The sequence below is a fragment of the Kitasatospora sp. NBC_00374 genome (assembly GCF_041434935.1).
Taxonomy (GTDB): domain Bacteria; phylum Actinomycetota; class Actinomycetes; order Streptomycetales; family Streptomycetaceae; genus Kitasatospora.
In genome coordinates this window covers 4,387,380-4,408,169 of record NZ_CP107964.1, presented here as the reverse complement: position 1 = coordinate 4,408,169, position 20,790 = coordinate 4,387,380, and the positions used below count along the sequence as shown (strand labels likewise).

At 71.6% G+C, this 20,790-nt stretch carries 13 protein-coding genes; 4 read left to right on the top strand and 9 right to left on the bottom strand.

The window, feature by feature from the left end; translation table 11 throughout:
- Positions 1-5: 5 nt before the first annotated feature.
- The 3 genes from OG871_RS19830 to OG871_RS19820 form a co-directional block, all read right to left on the bottom strand.
- Positions 6-2,225, bottom strand: a complete 2,220-nt coding sequence (locus OG871_RS19830; RefSeq protein ID WP_371498295.1) for a protein kinase family protein — start codon at positions 2,223-2,225, stop codon at positions 6-8.
- Between the two features lie 264 nt (positions 2,226-2,489).
- Positions 2,490-4,877: a murein biosynthesis integral membrane protein MurJ gene (murJ, locus tag OG871_RS19825; RefSeq protein WP_371498294.1), complete on the bottom strand. Its 2,388-nt coding sequence runs from the start codon at positions 4,875-4,877 to the stop codon at positions 2,490-2,492.
- A gap of 47 nt (positions 4,878-4,924) precedes the next feature.
- Positions 4,925-7,303, bottom strand: a complete 2,379-nt coding sequence (locus OG871_RS19820; RefSeq protein WP_371498293.1) for a DUF6049 family protein — start codon at positions 7,301-7,303, stop codon at positions 4,925-4,927.
- A 337-nt stretch (positions 7,304-7,640) separates the two neighbouring features.
- On the opposite strand from OG871_RS19820, the gene OG871_RS19815 reads away from it, so the two are divergent.
- A complete protein-coding gene (locus OG871_RS19815; RefSeq protein ID WP_371503360.1) occupies positions 7,641-9,074 on the top strand; it encodes a CCA tRNA nucleotidyltransferase in 1,434 nt (477 codons plus the stop codon).
- Between the two features lie 13 nt (positions 9,075-9,087).
- Here the strand turns inward: OG871_RS19815 and OG871_RS19810 are convergent, their stop codons facing one another.
- Positions 9,088-9,879 carry a hypothetical protein gene (locus tag OG871_RS19810; protein WP_371498292.1) on the bottom strand — a complete coding sequence of 264 codons (792 nt, stop codon included), beginning with the start codon at positions 9,877-9,879 and terminating at the stop codon, positions 9,088-9,090.
- Positions 9,880-10,156: 277 nt separating this feature from the next.
- Here OG871_RS19810 and OG871_RS19805 point away from each other — a divergent pair, with 277 nt between their 5' ends.
- Positions 10,157-10,873: a restriction endonuclease gene (locus OG871_RS19805; protein WP_371498291.1), complete on the top strand. Its 717-nt coding sequence runs from the start codon at positions 10,157-10,159 to the stop codon at positions 10,871-10,873.
- 34 nt (positions 10,874-10,907) lie between these two features.
- On the opposite strand, the gene OG871_RS19800 is transcribed toward OG871_RS19805, so the two are convergent.
- The 4 genes from OG871_RS19800 to OG871_RS19785 all read right to left on the bottom strand — a co-directional run bounded on the left by OG871_RS19800 (position 10,908) and on the right by OG871_RS19785 (position 15,017).
- Positions 10,908-11,573, bottom strand: coding sequence for a hypothetical protein (locus OG871_RS19800; protein ID WP_371498290.1), 666 nt, complete (start codon positions 11,571-11,573; stop codon positions 10,908-10,910).
- A gap of 51 nt (positions 11,574-11,624) precedes the next feature.
- Positions 11,625-12,974: an MFS transporter gene (locus OG871_RS19795; protein WP_371498289.1), complete on the bottom strand. Its 1,350-nt coding sequence runs from the start codon at positions 12,972-12,974 to the stop codon at positions 11,625-11,627.
- A gap of 142 nt (positions 12,975-13,116) precedes the next feature.
- Positions 13,117-14,199, bottom strand: coding sequence for an inositol-3-phosphate synthase (locus OG871_RS19790; protein ID WP_371498288.1), 1,083 nt, complete (start codon positions 14,197-14,199; stop codon positions 13,117-13,119).
- 146 nt (positions 14,200-14,345) lie between these two features.
- On the bottom strand, positions 14,346-15,017 hold the full coding sequence (locus OG871_RS19785; RefSeq protein ID WP_371498287.1) for a PadR family transcriptional regulator: 672 nt from the start codon (positions 15,015-15,017) through the stop codon (positions 14,346-14,348).
- 397 nt (positions 15,018-15,414) lie between these two features.
- On the opposite strand from OG871_RS19785, the gene OG871_RS19780 reads away from it, so the two are divergent.
- Together OG871_RS19780 and OG871_RS19775 are read left to right on the top strand one after the other, a co-directional pair.
- Positions 15,415-18,009 (top strand): transglycosylase domain-containing protein, encoded by a 2,595-nt coding sequence (locus OG871_RS19780; RefSeq protein WP_371498286.1) that lies wholly within the window; start codon positions 15,415-15,417, stop codon positions 18,007-18,009.
- A 128-nt stretch (positions 18,010-18,137) separates the two neighbouring features.
- Positions 18,138-19,760: a glycosyltransferase family 87 protein gene (locus OG871_RS19775; protein WP_371498285.1), complete on the top strand. Its 1,623-nt coding sequence runs from the start codon at positions 18,138-18,140 to the stop codon at positions 19,758-19,760.
- Here the strand turns inward: OG871_RS19775 and OG871_RS19770 are convergent.
- Positions 19,757-20,785: an alanine racemase gene (locus OG871_RS19770; RefSeq protein ID WP_371498284.1), complete on the bottom strand. Its 1,029-nt coding sequence runs from the start codon at positions 20,783-20,785 to the stop codon at positions 19,757-19,759. The genes OG871_RS19775 and OG871_RS19770 overlap by 4 nt on opposite strands.
- Between the last annotated feature and the right edge of the window lie 5 nt (positions 20,786-20,790).

Below are 20,790 nucleotides of genomic sequence, written 5' to 3'. Positions count from 1 at the left end.
GTGGCTCAGCCGTTCACCTTGATTTCGGCGATCTTGCCGCGGAACGTGTCCCCATCGTTGGGGATGCCGGTCAGCCAGATCAAGAGGTAGCGGGTGGTGACCGGGTTCTCGGGCTTGAGCTGGACCTGGCTTCCGGACTTGGTGGCGATCGAGGGGCCGAGGCTGTTGAAGCCGTTCTTGTCCGCGGCGGGTGGGGAGGTGAGTCCCGTGGGGGCGGCCTTGAGCTCGACCTGGTGGTCGCCGATCAGGGTGACGTCCACCGAGCTGACCTGGTGGGGGCCGCCGAGGTCGACCAGGATGCCGTTGCCCGGCCGGTAGCCGCCGGGGCTGAACTGTTCCTGGTAGCCCTGGGTGGCCCAGGCCGTGGCGGGGTTGCCGTCGTGGGCGAGCGGCAGTTCGGAGGAGTGTCCGTCCTTGTCCTCGCCGAAGGCGTTGAAGTTGCGGAGCTCGGCGATGGCGACCGGCCCGCCGGTCGGGGCCGTGGAGGATCCCGCCGAGGACTGGACGGGGGCCGGCTGGTCGGTCGCCCGGTGCGTGCGGTGGTTGAGCTGTTCGACCAGCTGCCAGGAGCCGAGGCCGATCGCGGCCAGGACGACGGCGGAGGCGCTCCACCTGGCCAGCGCCCGCAGCCGGCGGCGGGGCCGGGGGGCCTGGTCGATCGGGCGGGTGAGCTCGGGGTGGGTGTTCTCCGCTCCGGGGCGCGGTCGGGCCGGGCCGCTGGGGGCGGGGGTGGGCCGGGCCGGGCGGTGGGCCGGGTAGCGGGGTGGGGTGAAGGCGGGCGGGGCCGGCGGCTCAGGCTGGCGGATCTTGGGCATCAGGGCGATCGCCCTGGCCAGCTGCTCGGGGCTGGTGATCGGCTCCTGGTGGTGCGGCAGGTGCTCGCCGAGTGCGCGGGCGGCCAGCTCGGAGAGCCCCTTGTGGATGCCGGCCTTCACCTGGTCGGGCGGGACGCAGCCGAGGCTCCTGGGCATGCCCTGGAGGTCGTAGCGGTCCTCGGGGTACGGCCAGCGGTGGGTCAGGGCCGCGTAGAGCAGCGCGCCGATCGCCTTGGTGTCGGTGAGCTCGGCGTCCTCGGCGGGCAGGCCGCGGATGGCGGCGTCCACGGCGATGCCGTTGATCCGGTACTGGCCGGTCTCGGTGCGCAGGACGCAGCTCGGGGTGAGCCGCAGGTGGGCCTGGCCCCGGCGGTGGGCGGCGGCGATGGCGTCGGTGACCTGACGGACCATCTGATAGGCGTCGTAGGGCTCCATCGGGCCGGCGGCGAACAGCCGGGCGAGGTCGGAGGCGTCCGGGAGCCACTCCCGGATCACGTAGACCAGGTCGCCCTCCTGGACGGCGTCCAGGACCTGGACGAAGCGGGGGTCACCGAGCAGGGCCGCCGACCTGGCCGCGGTGAGGACGGCCTTGGCACGGCGGTGCCGGGCGGCGAGCAGGTGGACGCCGACGGCGCGACGGAGCTTCTCGTCCACCGCCCGCCAGCTGCTGAAGACCTCGGAGTGGGTGATGCACTCCTCCAGCCGGTAGCGGCCGGCGATCTTGTCTCCGCTGCGCAGCAGGGGGGCGGCGAGTGTGGCGGGGAGGGTGGCGGTGTCGGCGTCCAGGGTCTCGGTGCTGGTGGCGGGGATGCCGCCGAGGCGGGGGGCCGGGGTGTCGGCCTTGGCCTTCGCCTTGGCCTTGCGGGCGGCTCCGTCGGCCAGCTCGGCGGCGATCTCCGCGGCCGACAGCGGGGCGGTGGTCTCCGTCGGCTCCTCGGGCTCCTCGGGCTCCGCTGTCTCCTCGGGCTCCGCCGCCTCTCCGGGTTCGGGCGCATCCTGGGGCTCGGCGGCCTCCTGGGCGGCTTTCGGCGTGTCCGGCTCGTCCGTCCCGTCCGGTGTGCCCGTCGGGGCAGCCTCGTCCGTCCCGTCCGTCCCGTCCGTCCCGTCCGTCCCGTCCGTCGCCTGCGGGCCGTGCTGGGCGTCCGGTGCCGTCCGCGGGGCCTGTGCGGCCCTGGCCGGACCGGTGGTCTTCGCGGTCTCCGCGGGCTTGCCGGACTTCGTGTTCCGCTTCGCCTTCCCACGGGTCTTCGCAGTCGTGCCGGCCGCGGTCGTGGCGGGCCCTGCGGCCTCGCGTGCCGGCCTGTCGGCCGGCTGTGCCGGGGTTTCCTCGGGGAGCTCCCCGAGTGCCATGGCGACTGCCGCCGCGTCCGTCACGGACGTGTCGACAACCGCCTTGGTGCCATCAGCCACCGTGGTCCTGCCTCCCCTTGTATCGCCCCGGTACCGAGAAGTCCGGCTCCGACCCGTCCCTGGCGGGGGCGAGCGGTGCCAGGACAATTGTGCCCACTCCCGACCCCCTGGTACGACCGCTGAGAAGGCCGAGTGGTTGCGTATTCGTGCATACCTGGGGGGATTCGGCCGGGACCGGGCCGGATTCGGTGAAGATCGCCGAATCCGGCCCGAAGTAGGCCACCTGAGGGAGCGGGAGATCCGGGTGGCCGGGTTGACGACAGGTCAACGGCCGAGCCGACTGCGGACCATCCCGACCATCGCGTTGAGCTCCTCGATCCGCATCCGCCGGGCGAGCACGAGGAACATACCGAGCTGCAGCGTAGCGGCGATCAGGAGGGTCAGCAGATCACCGAGCCACCCGTCGACCACCGAGCCCAGCAGCAGCTCGGCCGTCAGGCCGATGGCGGCGGCGGGCAGACAGGCGATGGCCAGCCGCACGTACGTCTTCGCGATCCGCGCGGTGTCGAGGCCACCGGTCCTGGCCTTCAGCTTGGGCACCGCGACCGCGACGCCGACGGCGTAGGAGATCCCGTATCCGAAGGCCATGCCGGTCACCGCCCAGCGGTCCGGCAGGACCAGGAAGAAGAACACCGCCGTACCCGCCTGGGTGAGCGCGACCCAGACCGTGTTGGAGAACGGCGTGCGGGTGTCCTCGTAGGCGTAGAAGCCCCGCAGCAGCACGTACTGCACCGAGTACGGGATCAGCCCGAGGGCGAAGGCGGAGAGCATGAAGCCGACGGCGGTGGAGCCGTGGGCGACCGCGCCGCCGTTGCCGAGGCCGTAGATGGTGCTGCCGATCACCGGGCCGAGCGAGAGGAACAGGAACGCGCCGGGCACGATCGCGACCGCGGAGGTGCGCAGCCCGTACGAGAGGTCGTCGCGGACGGCGCCCTGGTCCTGGTCGGCCGCCGACCGGGAGAGCCGGGGCAGGACGGCGCTCATCACCGAGACGGTGATGACGGCCATCGGGAGCTGCCAGATCAGCAGGGCGTTGGAGTACGCGGCGAGGCCGACACCGAGGTAGCCGTGGTTCTCCGCGTTGCTGCCGGCGGCGGTGGCGAGCTGGGTGACGACGAGGTAGCCGGCCTGGTTGGCGAGGACGAACAGGAACGTCCACTTGGCCAGGCGGGCGGCCTTGCCGAGGCCGTGGCCGCGCCAGTCGAAGCGGGGCTTGAACCGGAAGCCGGAGGACCGCAGGTACGGGATCATCGACAGCGCCTGGACGGCCAGGCCCAGCAGGGTGCCGATGCCCAGCAGCCGGATGCCCTCGGAGGAGATCCGGTCCGGCGTCACCTCGGTGTGCTCGAAGGTGCCGAAGACCTTGATGTACATCGCGAAGGTGAAGATCACCACGAGGTTGTTGAGGACCGGGGTCCACATCATCGCGCCGAACCGGCCCCGGGCGTTGAGGATCTGGCCCATCACGACGTGGACGCCCATGAAGAAGATGGTCGGCAGGCAGTACCTGGCCAGGGCCACCGTGGTGTCGGCGCTGCCCGGGTTGCGCATCAGCGAGTGCGAGATCAGCTGCACCAGGACCGGTGCCGCCAGCACCGACACGAAGACCACGCCGGCCAGGCCGGTGACCACCAGGGTCAGCAGGCGGTTGGCGTAGGCGGTGCCGCCGTCCTCGTCCTGCTTCATGCTGCGCACCAGCTGGGGCACGAACACGGCGTTCAGCGCGCCGCCGCCGATCAGGATGTACAGCAGGGTCGGGAGGGTGTTCGCCGCGTTGTACGAGTCGCCCATGGTGCCGACGCCGATCGCGGCGGCGATGACCATGGTGCGCAGGAAGCCGGTGGCACGGGAGACCAGGGTGCCCGCCGCCATCACCGCGCTGGAGCCGAGCAGACCGGCCACCCGGCCGGCCACCGGCCGTTCGGCGCCGGGTTCGGCGGGGCCGCTTCCGTCGGTGTCCGGGGCGGGCTGCGCGGTGGGCCGGGCCGTTGCGCTCTTGTCGAGGGCCGCGATCGTGGCCTCGCGCACCGCCGCGTCGGCCTGCAGGAGGGCCTCCTCCTCGGACAGCGGCGGGTCGAACTCGATCGGTGGGACGAACTGTTCCTTCGGCCGTTCCGGCTGTTTCGGCTGCTCCGGCTCGTCCGGCTCGGGGGACTCGGGGGACTCGGCGGGTTCGTCGGGCCGGTCGGGCCCACCGGGCCGGTTCCCGCCGACTTCGGCGGCGGGGGGTTGCTCACGCGGGGCGGCGCCGCCCAGCAGGTCGTCCACCCCGACGTACTCCGTGTCGGGGTCCCAGACGGGGCTCGGGCGCGGCGGTGCCGCCTCGGGCCGGGGCACCGCCGCGAGGCCGGCCCAGCGGGTGGCCGGGGCGGTCAGCTGCGGCTCCGGTGCGGCCTGCGGGACGCCGTCGTCCGGCTCCTCGGCCGGTCGGCCGGTCGACTGCGGGGGCAGGGACGCCGCGGCCTCGGCGGCCGACGCGCGGTACGGGTCGGTGTCGTCGGCGGCCGGGTCGAAGGCCTCGGCCGCGAACGGGTCACGGGAGAAGGTGTCGGCGACATACCAGTCGGCCGCGGATTCGGTGGATCCGGCACCGCGGCCCTGCGGCCCGCCGCTGCCGTGGCTCTGTGCTCGCTCCTCGCGCGGCCCGGTCATGCCACCTCAATTCGCTGCTGGGGGCGGGCGCCCGGTGCGGGGCACCCTCAGTGACCAACCTTCTCATCACCGGCTACCCGATCAGCGTCATCCAGGGCCGACGCCGGGTCCGCGTCGGGCGCCTCGCCGCCGCCGTGCTCGGCGGAACCGTCGGCGGCGTCCGCGTCGGCGCCGTCACCGCTCTCGCCGTCGTCACCGCTCTCGCCGTCGGCGTCCCCCGCTGCGGCGTGCTTCTTGCGCTGCAGGTAGAACCGGATCCCGGCCAGCACCATCAGCACCACACCGCCGCCGATGACGTACAGCACCCCGCTCGCCACCGAGGTGACCTCGACCATGAAGGTCACGGGCTCGCCGTAGCGCTGCGCGTTGGGCCCGGTGGTCCACAGCTGGGCGGTCATCTGGACCGAGCCGTTGACCTGCGCCTCGGCGGGGAAGCGGAACGTCCGGCTGGTCGTGCCGTCCAGTACCACCGGCTCCGCCGGGCCGACGTTGACCCGGTTCACCTGGGTGGAGACCAGGCGCAGCTCCAGGTTGCCGACCGCCTGGTTGAGGTCGTTCTTCACACTGATCAGCAGCGTCGCGTTGTCACCCGGCAGGGTGATCTCGCTCTTCTTCGGAACCCTGACCGCAGCGGTGAGGTTGTCCAGGTACTTCTGGACGCCCTGGCGGTAGGAGGTGCCGGGCTTGCTCTGCTCCCGCCACTCGGTCGACATCGAGCGGACCATGGCCGCGCTGAACGGGCCGCGGACCCGCTGGGGCTGGGTCAGGATCAGCATCAGCTTGTCCAGCCCGGCCTGCACCGACGTGGTCTTGCCGAGCTCGGCGGAGGACAGCTCGGAGGCGGCCAGCGCCTGCGGATAGCCGTCCGGGACGGTCGTGCCGGCCTCCGGGTCGGCCGGGGCGGCCGCCACCGTGTGCAGCGCCGCCGGGGCGATCCAGCCGCCCTGCTGGGCCTTCTGCACGGCCGTGGCGAGTGCCTCGGCGGTGTCCGCCGTGAGGTTGCGCGGCGGCAGCACCAGCAGACCGCGCTGCTGCTCCGGCATCTGCCGGGTGATCAGCAGGGTCTCCACCAGGAACCGCTGGACGGCCGCGGTCTTCGCCTCGGCCGTCTTCAGGTCCGACTGGAACAGCGCGGACACGGTCGGGTCGGCGACCACCGCGGTCTGCCCCTCGCCGATCGGGCGGGCCGCGCCGGGCGTGTAGGCCAGCGAGTCCGACTCCGGGATCGAGGCCCCGTCCACCAGCACCAGCCGGCCGCCCACCATCCGGGCGGTGGCGGCCGTCCGCTGGTCCAGCCAGCCCTGGTACGGCCAGGCCACGTCGGACTTCACGTCCACCGACAGTCGGCCCTCGGTGGTGAGCCGCCCGGCCGTGGCGGCCTTGCGCAGTGCCGTCTCCACCCCCGGCAGACCGGCGCCGTTGTGCGCGATCGAGGCCAGGTCGGGGTCGGCGTACGGCAGCGAGACCACCTCGTGCCCGGCGGTGGCGACCGCGGTGCGCAGCAGCGCCAGCCAGGCGGTGGCGGCGTCCTTGCCGACCCCCGGCACGGTGTTGTCGTCGCGGGCCGACTCGCCGGTGGTGTTGGGCTTCTGCACCCGGTAGGGCCTGGTCATCGCGTACACGGTGTCCAGCAGGTCCGGGTCGACCGCCCAGGTCAGGTTCGGGAGGGTGGCGCCGGTCGTGACCAGCTGGTGCAGCCGCCCGCCCGGGGCCAGCTCGGTGGCCAGGGATTCGTCGCGGAGCACCGGCGTCTGGTCGTTGTCGGGCATGGTCTGGGCGACCAGCTCCGGGGCGTGCGTGATCGGCCAGACCACCGAGACCTGGGTCTGCTTCGGGGTCGCCTCGACGCTGTAGGGCAGGAAGGTCCGGGCGATGCCCAGTACCCGCTCGTGGCCGCCGCCGGCGGTGCCCCAGACGTCCACCGCGAGCTCGTACACACCGGGCTTGGCGAGTTCCAGGTCCGCGGTGGTGACCGGGATGCTGAAGTCGTGCGACTGGCCGGGGCCGATGTCCCCGAGCTGGATCTGGAGGTTGGGCACGTCGGTGCCGTCCGTCCCGGTGGGGGTGGAGCGGTCGGCGACCGTGGCGACCTCGCTCCTGGTGCCCAGCGGTTTCTTGCCGGACAGCGGAGCGCGGACCCCGACGTGGGCGGACTTGAAGGGGTCACGGCCGGCGTTGACCACCTTGCCGGTGATCGTCACGGTGCCGTTCTCGCCGGCCGTCGCCGGGGTGACCGTGCCGATGGTCATGGTCGCCGGGTAGTCGGCGGCGGCCGGGGCCGCCGGCGCCGCGGCGGCGGGCAGGGCGGCGGTGCACAGCAGCACCGCACCGGCAGCCAGGAGACCGCCCAACCGCCGGGCCGTCCGGCGGGCGCGGGCCGTCCGCCGGACCCCGGCCGGGACAGACCCCACGCTTCGCTCGTCCACGCGTTTCGCCCTCGCCGTCCTCGATACAGAATTCAGTCACTCGACACCGGGCCGACCCGCCCGTCGGCCGCCGGCGGCGCCGCGGCGACACCTCGCGGTGTCGGGGCAGCCCCGACCGGTTCGCGACGGTCGGTGCCGCCTGTCCCCTCCCGCATGGTAACGACGCTTCCCGGGCCGCAGTGTTGCGGGCCGGACACTGAGCACGCGGGCCACCCCCGGCCGGGACCGGCGGACATATCGGCAGGCGCCCGGCAGGCACGGGCACGTACCCTTGTGAGCCGTGTCCACTGCCAGCGCGTCCAACGCCAATCATTCCAGCTCCGATGCCGTCGCCGCCCTGCCGGGGCTGAGCGAGGCGCAGACCCGCGGCCTGCAGGAGCTGCTGCGGGTCTCCCCGGTCGCCGACGAGATCGCCGGCCGCTTCCAGGCCGCCGGTTTCCGGCTCGCGCTGGTCGGGGGCTCGGTACGGGACGCCCTGCTCGGCCGCCTCGGCAACGACCTCGACTTCACCACCGACGCCCGCCCGCAGCAGGTCCTCAAGCTGGTCAAGGGCTGGGCCGACGCGGTCTGGGACGTCGGCATCGCCTTCGGCACCGTCGGCGCCCGCAAGGACACCCCGGACGGCAGCTTCCTGATCGAGATCACCACCTACCGCAGCGAGGCGTACGACCGCACCTCCCGCAAGCCGGAGGTGACCTACGGCGACACCATCGGGCAGGACCTGGTCCGCCGCGACTTCACCGTCAACGCGATGGCCGTCGACCTGCCCGGCCGCGGCTTCGTCGATCCGCACCACGGCCTCGACGACCTGGAGGCCCGGGTCCTGCGCACCCCCGCCACCCCCGAGGAGTCCTTCTCCGACGACCCGCTGCGGATGATGCGGGCCGCCCGGTTCGCCGCCCAGCTGGACTTCGAGCTCGCGCCCGAGGTGCTCACGGCGATGACCGCGATGGCCGAGCGGATCACCATCGTCTCCGCCGAGCGGGTCCAGGCCGAGCTCAACAAGCTGCTGCTCGCCGCGCACCCGGTCAAGGGGCTGCGCCTGCTGGTCGACACCGGCCTGGCCGACCACGTGCTGCCCGAGCTGCCCGCCCTGCGCCTGGAGCGCGACGAGCACCACCGGCACAAGGACGTCTACGAGCACTCCCTGACCGTCCTGGAGCAGGCCATCGCGCTGGAGAAGGACGGCCCGGACCTGGTGCTGCGGCTGGCCGCGCTGCTGCACGACATCGGCAAGCCGCGGACCCGGCGGTTCGAGTCCGACGGCCGGGTGTCCTTCCACCACCACGAGGTGGTCGGCGCCAAGATGACCCGCAAGCGGATGCGCGACCTCAAGTACTCGAAGGAGCTCGTGGAGGAGGTCTCCCGGCTGGTCGAGCTGCACCTGCGCTTCCACGGCTACGGCGGTGGCGAGTGGACCGACTCCGCGGTCCGCCGCTACGTCACCGACGCGGGTCCGCTGCTGGAGCGCCTGCACAAGCTGACCCGCTCCGACTGCACCACCCGCAACCGCAAGAAGGCGGCCGCGCTGGCTCGGACGTACGACTCGTTGGAGGAGCGGATCGCCCAGCTGCAGGAGCAGGAGGAGCTGGACTCCATCCGGCCCGCGCTGGACGGCAACCAGATCATGGAGCTGCTCGACCTGAGGCCGGGGCCGCAGGTCGGCAAGGCATACAAGCACCTGCTGGAGCTGCGGCTCGAGCACGGCCCGATGGACCACGAGACGGCTGTGGCCGCCCTCCGGGAGTGGTGGGCGGCCGAGCAGCAGTGACGCCGGGCGGGCGTCAGCCCTTGTGGCGCTTCATGCAGAACAGGTAGCGGGTGGACCCCTTCTCCTTGACGTACACGGACGTGGTGCCCGGGTAGACGTCGCAGCGGTCCGAGTCCGTGGTGCCGCTGATCTTGCCCAGCAGCTCGTAGTCGGCGTCCTTGCTCGAGCAGTCGACCACGCTGACGTCCGGCCTGGAGAAGGTGCCCGAGTTGTGCAGGCAGTCCCCGGCGTCGGCGAAGTCGGGGTCGGCCTGGGCCGCGAGGACGATCGCGCCGACGACCAGGGCCGGGATCAGGAAGCCGAGCACCGCGATCCGCTGGAACAGCGGCTTGCCGGGGTTCATCGGCTGGCCCGGGGCGCCCGGGACCGGCTCGGGCAGCTTGTTGATCTTCGCCCGGTTCGGGAGGTTGATCAGCATGGTGATCGGGTTGATCAGCATCGACCCGATGCCCCACCAGCCCTGCCACAGGCTCTTCGCGGTCATCTCGCGGTGGGCGGCGACGCCGCAGGTACGGCAGAACGGGCCTTCGAGCTTCAGGAACTTCATCATCACGAGGAAGCCCTGGTGGCCCCGGACCGTGGCCTCCACGGCCGGTACCGCGCCGCAGAAGCGGCAGACCGGGCCGTAGCCGAACGGCGCGGCCGGCTGGCCGAACGCCTGCTGGGGCGGGATCTGGCCGGCGGCCGGCTGGCCGAACGCCGGGGCGCCGGGAGCCGGAGGTCCGTAGGCCGGGGCGCCGGGAGCCGGAGGTCCGTAGGTCGGAGGTCCGTAGGTCGGTGGCGGCGGCGGTGGTGGTGTGGACAAGGTCGGTCCCCCGATGGTGTGGAACGAAGATTGCGAAGCCCCGGAGGTTACTGGTCGTACCGGGGTGAAGGACAGCTCAGAGGTCCATGGTCATCAAACCGTGATCACCAGACCGGTGGTGACGGAGGGCCGGCTCGTGCGGGTACGGGAATAGGACATCCGAGCGGCTCCGCTCGATCGTGTGTTCCTGGGCGGTAGGCCTGACGGGCGCCTGGGTGGAGGCGTTCGCTACTCCCGGGGGCGGAGGTGCCGCCTCCGGGAGAGTTGAGGTGCTGTCATGTCTGTCGACGCCGTCCTGCTGGAATCCCCGACCATGCGGTCGACCGTCGCCGGCCGGGTCGAGGTGCTGGACCGGGTGAAGGCGCTGCGGTTGCTGCCCGACAGCGTCCACGTCACCACGGAGGGGGTGGCGGCCTACTTCGGGGTTCCGGAGACCGTCATCAAGGCCGTGGTGTTCGACCACCGGGCCGAACTGGTGGCCAACGACTACCGGGTCGTGACGGGGCGGGAACTGGGTTGCTTCAAGGAACTCTGTGGGATCCAGTCCCGTGCCAGGTCCCTCGCGCTGTTCACCCGGCGGACCGTGCTGAACGTCGCGATGCTCCTGCGGGACAGCGAAACCGCACGTCAGGTGCGGTGCTACCTGCTCGACGCCGAGCAGGCCGGCCGTTCCCACGAGCCTGTGGACCGCCGCCCGGGGCCTGTGGAAAACCTTGCCCGGATGCCCGAGGGCGGCACGGACGCCGCCGTCGCCGGGGTGGCCGAGCAGGTCGTCCGTGCGGTGGTGGGAACGACCGTCGTCCCGTTGCTCAACGCCCTGGTGGCCGAGGTCGGCGGGAACAGCCGCCGGCTGGACGCGCTCGACGCCCGGGTCGACCGGCTGGAGCGGGCCGTGCTGGGCGACGAGGAGTGGGAGGCCGCCCGGCGGCGGCAGCGCCTGCTCGACGCCCTGGACGAGGGGGTGCCGGACAGTCTGGAGGGCTTCGAGTTCTGACCGCCCTCCACGACCGCCCGAAGCCCGGCCGGGGTCAGCTCTTCTTGGCCGGGCCCGTCGCGGTGTGCGGCCCGAGGCACAGGACGTACTTCTTCTTGTGCCAGCGCCGGCCGGAGGAGCCCCAGTACTGCGCCGTGGTGCCCGGGGTCTTGGCGCACCTGGTGGTGTCCGTGGTGTCGTTGTAGCGGCTCAGCACGGTGTAGTCGGCCTTCGGGTCGGTACAGGCGACCTTGTCGAGGTTGTTGCGACCGGTGGAGTGCACACAGTCGCCGACCGCGGCCTTCGCCGGGCTGCTGTCGCCGATGAACAGGCCGACCAGCAGGACGACCACGCCGAGGCACACACCCACCACGCGGAACCAGAAGCGCAACGGGCGCCGGGGCTTCGGCGCCGCGGGTGCGGGAGCCGGCTGCGGGAAGCCTTGCGGGCCGGGGTTCTGCGGGCCGAAGTTCTGCTGCGGGGCCTGCCCGTAGGGAGCCTGCGGCTGGGGCGGTTGCCCGAACGGGGGCTGCTGGCCGTAGCCGGGTTGCCCGTAGCCGGGCTGCGGGGCCGGCGGTGGCCAGCCGGGCCCGCCCTGCGCCGGCGGGCCGTATCCCGGCTGGGGCGGCGCGCCGTACGGCGGCGGTGCGGACGGCGGGTAGCCGTGCTGGGGCGCGCCGTACTGGGGTGGGCCGTACGGATGGGGCGGCGGTGTGCTCATCAGTTCTTCCCCCGAATCAACTGTGGTGGCGGCGCTGCGCGCTGACGTACCTTAGCGATTCCCGGAGGGGTCCGGCCGCCCGGTCGTGGCGGCCGGCGTGCGTCCGGCGGCCCTGGCGTACCATCCGGCGCCGAGCGCGTAGACCACGGCGACGCCCGTCACCACGGCGACCGAGCGGCCGTCCAGCGGCAGCACCAGGGCGGTCACGCCGGCCGCGGCCACGAAGGAGATGTTGAACAGGACGTCGTAGATGGCGAACACCCGGCCCCGGTACTCGTCCTCCACCGACTCCTGGACCAGGGTGTCCGCGCAGATCTTCGTGCCCTGGGTGACCACGCCGAGCAGCAGCGCCGCCACCATCGCCGGGACCTCGGAGAAGAACAGACCGAGCGCGGGGACGAAGACGGCGGCCGAGGCCAGGCAGACGGTCATCCAGCCGGACAGTCCGAGCCGCCGGGTGCACCAGGGGCTCACCACCGCCGCGAGGAAGAACCCGACGGCCGAGAACCCGACGGCCTGCCCGAGGGTGGCCAGTCCGGCCGCACTGTCCTGAGGGCTGTTGAACGTGTACCGGGAGAGCATCAGCACGACCACGATCAGCACCCCGTAGCAGAACCGGGCGATCGTGACGGCGACGAGCGCGTGCACCGCCGGCCGGCAGTCGTGCACCAGGTGCCGGACACCCGCGAGCAGCCCCTGCCCGGCCGTGGCGAGGGCCTGTCGCAGTGGCGGCCGGTCGGGGTGCTGCGTCGGGCCGAGCAGGTCCGGGGGGATCCGCAGCGCGGCCAGTGCCGCGGCCAGGTAGAGCACGGCGGCCAGGGTGACCAGGATGGCGTCGGCCTGGCGCCCGGGCGGGAGGAGCTGGTGGACCACGAAGCCGAGACCGCCGCCGGCCGCCGCGGCGACGGTGCCCAGGGTGGGGGAGACGGCGTTGGCCGTCACCAGCTCGCCCGACTCCACGACGCGCGGGAGGGCGGCGGAGAGGCCGGCCAGGATGAACCGGTTGAGCGCGGTCACCAGCAGCGCGGCAGCGAAGAAGAGCCACTCCGGTGCCCCGCCGAGCAGCAGGGCCGCGGTGGCCAGACCGAGTCCGAACCGGGCCAGGTTGCCGAGCTGGAGGACCCGGCGCCGCCGCCAGCGGTCCAGCATCACGCCGGCGAACGGGCCGACCACGGAGAAGGGCAGCAGCATCACGGCGAGGACGGCCGCGATGTCGGCGGGCGAGGACTGCCGCTCGGGCGAGAAGATCACATACGCGGCCAGCGACACCTGGAAGACGCCGTCGGAGAGCTGGGAGAGCATCCGCACGGTCAGCAGGCGCCGGAAGTCCCGGCCGCGCACCAGCCTGCCGAGAGGCGTCCGGTGCGAGGTCTGCGGATGGCCGTGCTCCGTGATCGACACCCGCCCAGGGTGCCATGCCGACGGCCCATGTTTCACGTGAAACATGGGCCGGAGATGCCCGAGGGGGCCCCGGTACCGGACCGGGACCCCCTCGGGTCACAGAGTGTCAGAACGGCTCAGCTGAGCGTTCGGCACGCAGGGGTCAGCGCTCGACCTCGCCCTTGATGAACTTCTCGACGTTCTCGCGGGCCTCGTCGTCGAAGTACTGGACCGGCGGGGACTTCATGAAGTACGAGGAGGCCGACAGGATCGGGCCGCCGATGCCGCGGTCCTTGGCGATCTTCGCGGCGCGGACGGCGTCGATGATGACACCGGCCGAGTTCGGGGAGTCCCAGACCTCGAGCTTGTACTCGAGGTTCAGCGGGACGTCGCCGAAGGCGCGACCCTCGAGGCGGACGTACGCCCACTTGCGGTCGTCGAGCCACGCGACGTAGTCCGACGGGCCGATGTGGACGTTCTTGGCGCCCATGTCACGGTCGCGGATCTGCGAGGTGACGGCCTGCGTCTTGGAGATCTTCTTGGACTCCAGGCGCTCGCGCTCGAGCATGTTCTTGAAGTCCATGTTGCCGCCGACGTTCAGCTGCATGGTGCGCTCGAGGACGACGCCGCGGTCCTCGAAGAGCTTCGCCATCACGCGGTGCGTGATGGTGGCGCCCACCTGGGACTTGATGTCGTCGCCGACGATCGGCACGCCGGCCTCGGTGAACTTGTCCGCCCACTCCTTGGTGCCGGCGATGAACACCGGGAGGGCGTTCACGAAGGCGACCTTGGCGTCGATGGCGCACTGGGCGTAGAACTTGGCGGCGTCCTCGGAGCCCACCGGCAGGTAGCAGACGAGGACGTCGACCTGGCGGTCCTTGAGGACCTGGACGACGTCGACCGGGGCCTCGTCGGACTCCTCGATGGTCTCGCGGTAGTACTTGCCCAGGCCGTCGAAGGTGTGGCCGCGCTGGACGGTGACGCCGCTCGGCGGCACGTCGCAGATCTTGATGGTGTTGTTCTCGCTGTTGCCGATGGCGTCGGCCAGGTCGAAGCCGACCTTCTTGGCGTCGACGTCGAACGCGGCGACGAACTCGACGTCACTGACGTGGTAGTCGCCGAACTGCACGTGCATCAGCCCGGGGACCTTGCCGGCCGGGTCGGCGTCCTTGTAGTACTCGACACCCTGCACCAGCGAGGCGGCGCAGTTGCCCACGCCGACGATGGCTACGCGAACCGAACCCATTCCGGTTGCTCCCTGAGATCTCATGAGACCCGCCGTGGTTCAGCGGTTCTCGTTCAGCATCTGTATGACTGTCGTACTTGTCTGACGGGCGCACGAGGCGCCCTCACCTACCGCGTGCGCCGGGCGTACGCGGTGCAGCGCTCCACTCAGGAACGCCCCGGGCGGTCGTGCGGTGGCCTCGGCGGGTCGAGAGACCCGGCCTCCTGGCCACGGCCGTCCGAAGTCTGTGGTGGGCCGGGCTGGGGGCCGCCGCGGACGTTGCGGTTGGCCCGCTCGGTCTCGATCAGCTCGTTCAGCCACCGGACCTCGCGCTCCACCGATTCGAGACCGTGCCGCTGGAGTTCCAGCGTGTAGTCGTCGAACCGCTCGCGGGTGCGGGCGATCGAGCTGCGCATCCGCTCCAGCCGCTCCTCCAGCCGGCTGCGGCGGCCTTCCAGCACGCGCATCCGTACGGCCTTGTCCGTCCGGCCGAAGAAGGCGAAGTGCACACCGAAGTGCTCGTCCTCCCAGGCGTCCGGGCCGGACTCGGCGAGCAACTCCTCGAAGCGCTCCTTGCCCTCGGGGGAGAGCCGGTAGACGATCTTCGACCGCTTGCCGTTGAGCGCGGTGGCGGGGACGTACTCGGTGTCCGGGTTGTCCTCGACCAGGAAGCCCTGGGCCACCAGGCTCTTCAGGCAGGGGTAGAGCGTGCCGTAGGAGAAGGCGCGGAACGATCCGAGCAGGACGTTGAGCCGCTTGCGCAGCTCGTAGCCGTGCATCGGGGCGTCGTGGAGCAGGCCGAGGACGGCGAATTCCAGCACTCCGGAGCGCCTGCTCACCCTGCCCGCCTCCTTCCCCCGCAGTCATGGCGGCCGACCGTCGAGCGGCTTATGCCGTCCCGATGTATCGGCTCGATATATCGAGAACAGTAAACCTGGGTCACGGAACGAGCAAGGGGGGCTCGCGTAACCGTGATCACAAGCCGTCCCGAGGGGGCTCGAACGCGCTTGTCACGTGTGCGCGGGTGGAGCTCCGCAACGGGCATGTAATGATCTGGCGGCTATTTGCGGCTATTGAGAGTTGATGCCCGATTAGTACGGTTTCAGAGGTGCGTACGCTGTCGCGTGTGCACGAGGACCGCCTCCAGGAATCACCTGTTCCCGGGGGCGGGGTGGCCTCGGGCGCCGAGAACCCTGCCTTCAGGTCCGCAGGGCCTGACCGAGGAGTTGCTGAACGATGAGCGAACACCGGCGGAGGTCGTCCAACCCGGGCGACGGGGAGCAGCCCCCTGGCGGGGACGGCCAGAGTCCGTACGCCTACGGCAGCCCGGTGGAGGGCGCGCCCCGCTACAACCCGGGCGGCGGCCCCGACCAGCTGCGCTCCGAGGGGATCCGTCGTGGTGTCCGGGAGACCGCTCAGCAGCCCCGGATGAGCCGGGCGGAGATGCGCAAGCAGGGCCAGAAGAAGGGCGGCCGCGGCGACCAGACCGGCCCCTCCGGCAATGCCGGGACCGCCGGGAAGTCCGGCAAGCCCGGGAAGAAGCGATTCATCGACTACCCGAGATTCGGCAAGTCCGGATTCCGTCGGTGGGTGCCGTCCTGGAAGCTGGTGCTCAGCCTCTTCCTGATCTTCTTCGGCAGCGGCGTGGCGGCGGTCGGGGCGGCGTACCAGATGACGCCGATCCCCAAGCTGAACGACCTGGTGCACGAGCAGAACAACATCTACTACTGGGCCGACGGCACGGAGATGACCCGCAAGGGCACCACCAACCGTCAGATCGTCGAGCTGGCGAACATAAGCCGGCCCGCCCAGGACGCGGTGATCGCGGCCGAGAACGAGTCCTTCCGCGAGGACAGTGGCGTGGACCCCAAGGGCATCGCCCGTGCCGTCTACAAGATGGCCACCGGTGGTGAGACCCAGGGCGGCTCGACGATCACTCAGCAGTACGTGAAGAACGCCTACCTGAGCCAGGACCAGACCCTCACCCGCAAGATGAAGGAATTCTTCATCACGCTGAAGATCAACGGTCAGCTGTCCAAGGACGACATCCTCACCGGTTACCTGAACACCGCCTGGTACGGACGCGGTGCGACCGGCATCCAGGCCGGGGCCCAGGCCTACTACGGCGTGGACGCCAAGGACGTGAACGTCTGTCAGGGCGCGATGCTGGCCGCACTGCTCAAGGGCGCGACGGTCTACGACCCGTCCCTGAGCGAGGGCAACCGCAAGAACATGCAGGAGCGCTGGACCTGGATCCTGGGCCGCATGGTGGCCACCAAGAAGCTCACCCAGGCCGACCGCGACGCCTGCGGCCCGGAGTTCCCCAAGCCGATCGAGCGCAAGGCCCCGGCGAACATGAACGGCGAGGTCTACTACCTCGTCGACACCGTCAACAAGTACCTGACCAACAAGGACCCGAACCCGATCTCCCAGCAGATGCTGGACAAGGGCGGCTACTCGATCTACACCACCTTCGAGAAGGACAAGGTGGAGCAGCTCAAGAAGGCCGTCGACGACGTGCAGGCCGAGTCGCTGAAGCCGGACAAGCGTGAGGCGGACAAGTTCGTCCAGGTCGGTGCCGCCTCGGTGCGGCCGGGCGACGGCGCGCTCGTGGCCCTCTACGGCGGCCCCGGGATCGAGGCCGGGCACTACTCCAACAACGCGGACAGCACCGGTATCCCGGTCGGCTCGACCTTCAAGCCGTTCGTGCTGGCCACCGCGATGCAGACCGGTGTGGTGACCCAGACCGACAACCAGGGCAAGCCCAAGCGGATCAACTCCGCGTCGAAGTACCTGGCCGACGACAACTCCGAGATCCACAAGTCGGACGGCTCGCCGGCCATCGGCGACGACGGCAAGCCCTATCACCAGCGCAACGACAGCCGGAACAGCCCGGGCTACGTCTCGCTGAAGACGGCGATGCAGTACTCGTACAACGTGCCGTTCGTCCAGCTCGGCCAGGACGTCAGCGGCAAGGCCGTCGAGGAGCTGGTGCTCAAGCTCGGCCTGCGCAAGGAGAGCCTGAACCCGTCCTCCACCCTCACCTACCCGCTGGGCACCTCGAGGCCGAGCTCGATCCGGATGGCCTCGGCCTACTCGGTGTTCGCCGCGCGCGGCCAGCAGACCGATCCGTACTCGGTGACCAAGGTGCTCAAGGACGGCAAGGAGCTGCCGGGCTTCACCAAGCCGCAGGCCAAGGCGGTGCTGGACCAGGCGGTCGCCGACAACATCACCGACGTGCTGGAGAACGTGGCGAAGGCCGGTACCGGTATCAAGACCAACGCGCTCGGGCGGCCGGTTGCGGGCAAGACCGGTACCACCGACGCCGGTACCTCGGCCTGGTGGGTGGGGTACACCCCGCAGCTGTCCACCGCGGTCGGCATGTGGCGCGAGGAGCCGGGCACGTCCAAGCTGCTCTCGCTGAACGGCACCGCCGGCCACGAGTCCGTGCACGGTGGTGACTTCCCGACCGACATCTTCACCCGGTACATGAAGGCGGCCCTCAACGGCCAGCCCAAGATGGACTTCCCGACCCCCGAGCCGATCGGTGAGGAGGTCGACTCCTCGGGCGCACCGGTCTCGCCGTCCCCGTCGGCCTCGGCCAGTGACAGCCCGACCGCCGCGGCGCCGACCGAGCCCCAGCCCGGTCCGACCGCGACGGCCTCGGCCACCGCCTCGCCGAGCCCCAGCGCGCCGGACCCCGGCCCGTCCTGCCTGCTCGGGCCGCTGTGCCCGTCGTCCAGCCCGACCAGGCCCTCCGGCAAGCCGTCCAACAGCAAGTCGCCCTCGCCCTCGGCGAGCAGTTCGGGGAGCCAGGTGCCCGTTCCCTGACCGGTCCGACCGATCCGGTGAGCCGCACTCGAACGCCGGCCGCCCCCACCCGGGGCGGCCGGCGTTCGGCCGTTCGGGCGAGGCGCGTTGGGAGGGGAGTCTCCTCGTGGTGCCGCCGGTGCGGCAGTATGTGCGCCATGACGTCGAGCACGCGTGACGAGGCCGCCGGGCCCGCCCCCGCCCCGGACCCGGTCGACGGTCCGCTGCCCAACACGGTGGTCGTCCCAGCGGACGAGGATCCGGTGGCGGCGGCCGGCAGTGAGATCCTCGGCGGCCCGCCCGGGCGCAGGGCCCTGCTCGGGACCTCCTGGTGGAGCCCGGCCAGGTTCCTGGCCCTGGTCGTGATCGTCGTCTATGTGCTCGGCATGGTGCAGAAGGCGCCGTGCTACGACGGCGGCTGGTTCCGCGGGGCGACCGCGCAGTACACCCATGCCTGCTACAGCGACATCCCGCACCTCTACTCGGGCCGCGGCTTCGACCAGGGTCTCCACCCCTACCTCGACAAGCTGCCGTCGCCGTCGCCGGACATGCAGTACCTGGAGTACCCGGTGCTCACCGGGCTGTTCATGCAGGTCGCCGCCTGGCTGACCACGCCGGACGGCACGCTGGAGCACCGCGAACAGTGGTTCTGGACCGTCAACGCGGTGATGCTGCTGATCTGTCTGGTGATCGCGGTGGTCGCGGTGTCCCGGACCCACCGGCGAAGGCCCTGGGACGCGCTGCTGTTCGCCCTGGCACCCTGCCTGGCGCTGAACGCCACCATCAACTGGGACCTGCTGGCGGTGGCGTTCACCGCGGTGGCGATGGCCTACTGGGCCAAGTCGCGCCCCGGCTGGTCCGGTGTGTTCATCGGCCTGGCGACCGCGGCCAAGCTCTACCCGCTGCTGCTGCTCGGCCCGCTGCTGGTGCTCTGCTGGCGGGCCGGCCGCTGGCGGGCCTTCGGCCAGGCCCTCGGCGGCGCGGTCGGCGCCTGGCTGGTGGTCAACCTGCCGATCATCATCGCCAACCGGGACGGCTGGGCGACCTTCTACACCTTCAGCCAGACCCGCAAGGAGGACTTCGGGTCGTTCTGGCTGATCCTCATGCAGGACCGCAACGCGCAGCTGCCCACCCTCAACACCTGGATCGGCGCGCTGCTGGTGGCTTGCTGCCTGGGTGTCGGCTGGCTGGCCCTGTCCGCCCCCCGCCGCCCGCGCTTCGCGCAGCTGGCGTTCCTGGTGGTCGCCGCGTTCGTGCTGACCAACAAGGTCTACTCGCCGCAGTACGTGCTCTGGCTGATCCCGCTGGCGGCACTGGCCCGGCCGCGCTGGCGGGACTTCCTGATCTGGCAGGCCTGCGAGGTGCTCTACTTCCTCGGCGTCTGGTCCTACCTCGCGTACATCGGTGACTCCAAGCAGCACGGCATCGGCCAGGACTGGTACCACGTGGCGATCGTGCTGCACCTGGTCGGCACGCTCTACCTGTGCTTCATGGTGGTTCGCGACATCCTCCACCCGGAGCGCGACCCGGTCCGCTGGGACGGCAGCGACGACCCGTCGGGCGGTGTCCTGGACTTCACGCCGGACCGCTTCGTCCTCGGCACCGCCCGCCGGCTGCGGGAGGAGGCGACCTACGCGCAGTACGCCCCCGTGGGCGAGCCGGACTGGCTGGTGCCCACCGACGCGGCCGGGCCTTCGGACATCGAGCCTGCGGACGCCGGGCCCGGGGTCGCGGTGCCCGCCGAGAAGCGGGTCGGACCGAACGAGGCCTAGCGGTCCGCCACCCGGTCGAAGTGGGTGGTGGTGTGGCGGACGTTCAGTGACAGCTCGTCGCCGATCGACGGGGGCTTGCTGTCGGAGGGCAGGAACAGGATCGACACCTGCATGTGCGGCGGCTCCGCGAACCACAGCTGGCGGCCGTCCCAGGCGTAGGGCGAGAGCGTCCGGTTCACCGTGGCCAGCCCTGCCCGGGCCAGTCCCTTGGCCCGGGGCACCACCCCGTGGACGTACTTGGGGGCCTCCAGGCCCACGCCGTGCGCGGTGCCGCCGGTGACCACCAGCAGGTTTCCGTCCGAGGGAGCCTTGTGCTGGCGGTAGCCGTACCGCTCGCCCTTGGCGATCGGTGTGACGTCCAGGACGGTGGCGCGGGCCTGCAGCGCGCCGATCTCGCCGAGCCACAGCCGGGTGCCGATCCGGGACCGGAAGGCCGTCGCGGGAAAGCGCCGACGCAGCCGGCCGAGGTCGGCGGAGGCCAGGTGGCTGAGGAAGACCGTTCCGACCGGCAGCCCGGCCGCGGCGATCGAGGTGACCCACTCGGCCACCTCGGCCACCGGGTCGGAGCCGTCCGGCCGGTCCAGCGGCAGGTGCAGGGCGAAGCCCTCCAGGACCAGGCCGTCCAGCGGGAGCCGCCCGAGGTCGCCGGGGGCGACGCCGTGCCGGCGCATGGTGGTCATGCACTCCACCACCACCCGGGAGCCGGTGGGTACCGACCGCAGCACCTCGGCGTGGGCGACCGTGCGGATCGTCCGCCCGGCCGGCCCGGCCTCGGGCTCCCCGGACCGGTACGGGGTGAGCACCAGGACGTCGCCGGGGAACGCCTCGCCGACCTCGGCGGCCTCCGTGCCGGTGCCGACGGCCAGCACACCCGCCCCCAACCGGGCGGCCTCCGCGGCGAGCCGGAGGTTGCCGAAGCCGTACCCGTTGCCCTTGGCGACCGGCACCAGCCCGGGGAACTCGGCCAGTACGGACTGCTGGTGGGCCCGCCAGCGAGCGGTTTCCACGGACAACGAGAGGGTCATTCGTG

Bases quoted from the DNA above. Each gene is read 5' to 3' on its own strand.
- OG871_RS19790 (WP_371498288.1), bottom strand. From the start codon at position 14,199: ATGGGTTCGGTTCGCGTAGCCATCGTCGGCGTGGGCAACTGCGCCGCC.
- OG871_RS19800 (WP_371498290.1), bottom strand. From the start codon at position 11,573: ATGAGCACACCGCCGCCCCATCCGTACGGCCCACCCCAGTACGGCGCG.
- OG871_RS19805 (WP_371498291.1), top strand. From the start codon at position 10,157: ATGTCTGTCGACGCCGTCCTGCTGGAATCCCCGACCATGCGGTCGACC.
- OG871_RS19770 (WP_371498284.1), bottom strand. From the start codon at position 20,785: ATGACCCTCTCGTTGTCCGTGGAAACCGCTCGCTGGCGGGCCCACCAG.
- OG871_RS19780 (WP_371498286.1), top strand. From the start codon at position 15,415: ATGAGCGAACACCGGCGGAGGTCGTCCAACCCGGGCGACGGGGAGCAG.
- murJ (WP_371498294.1), bottom strand. From the start codon at position 4,877: ATGACCGGGCCGCGCGAGGAGCGAGCACAGAGCCACGGCAGCGGCGGG.
- OG871_RS19775 (WP_371498285.1), top strand. From the start codon at position 18,138: ATGTGCGCCATGACGTCGAGCACGCGTGACGAGGCCGCCGGGCCCGCC.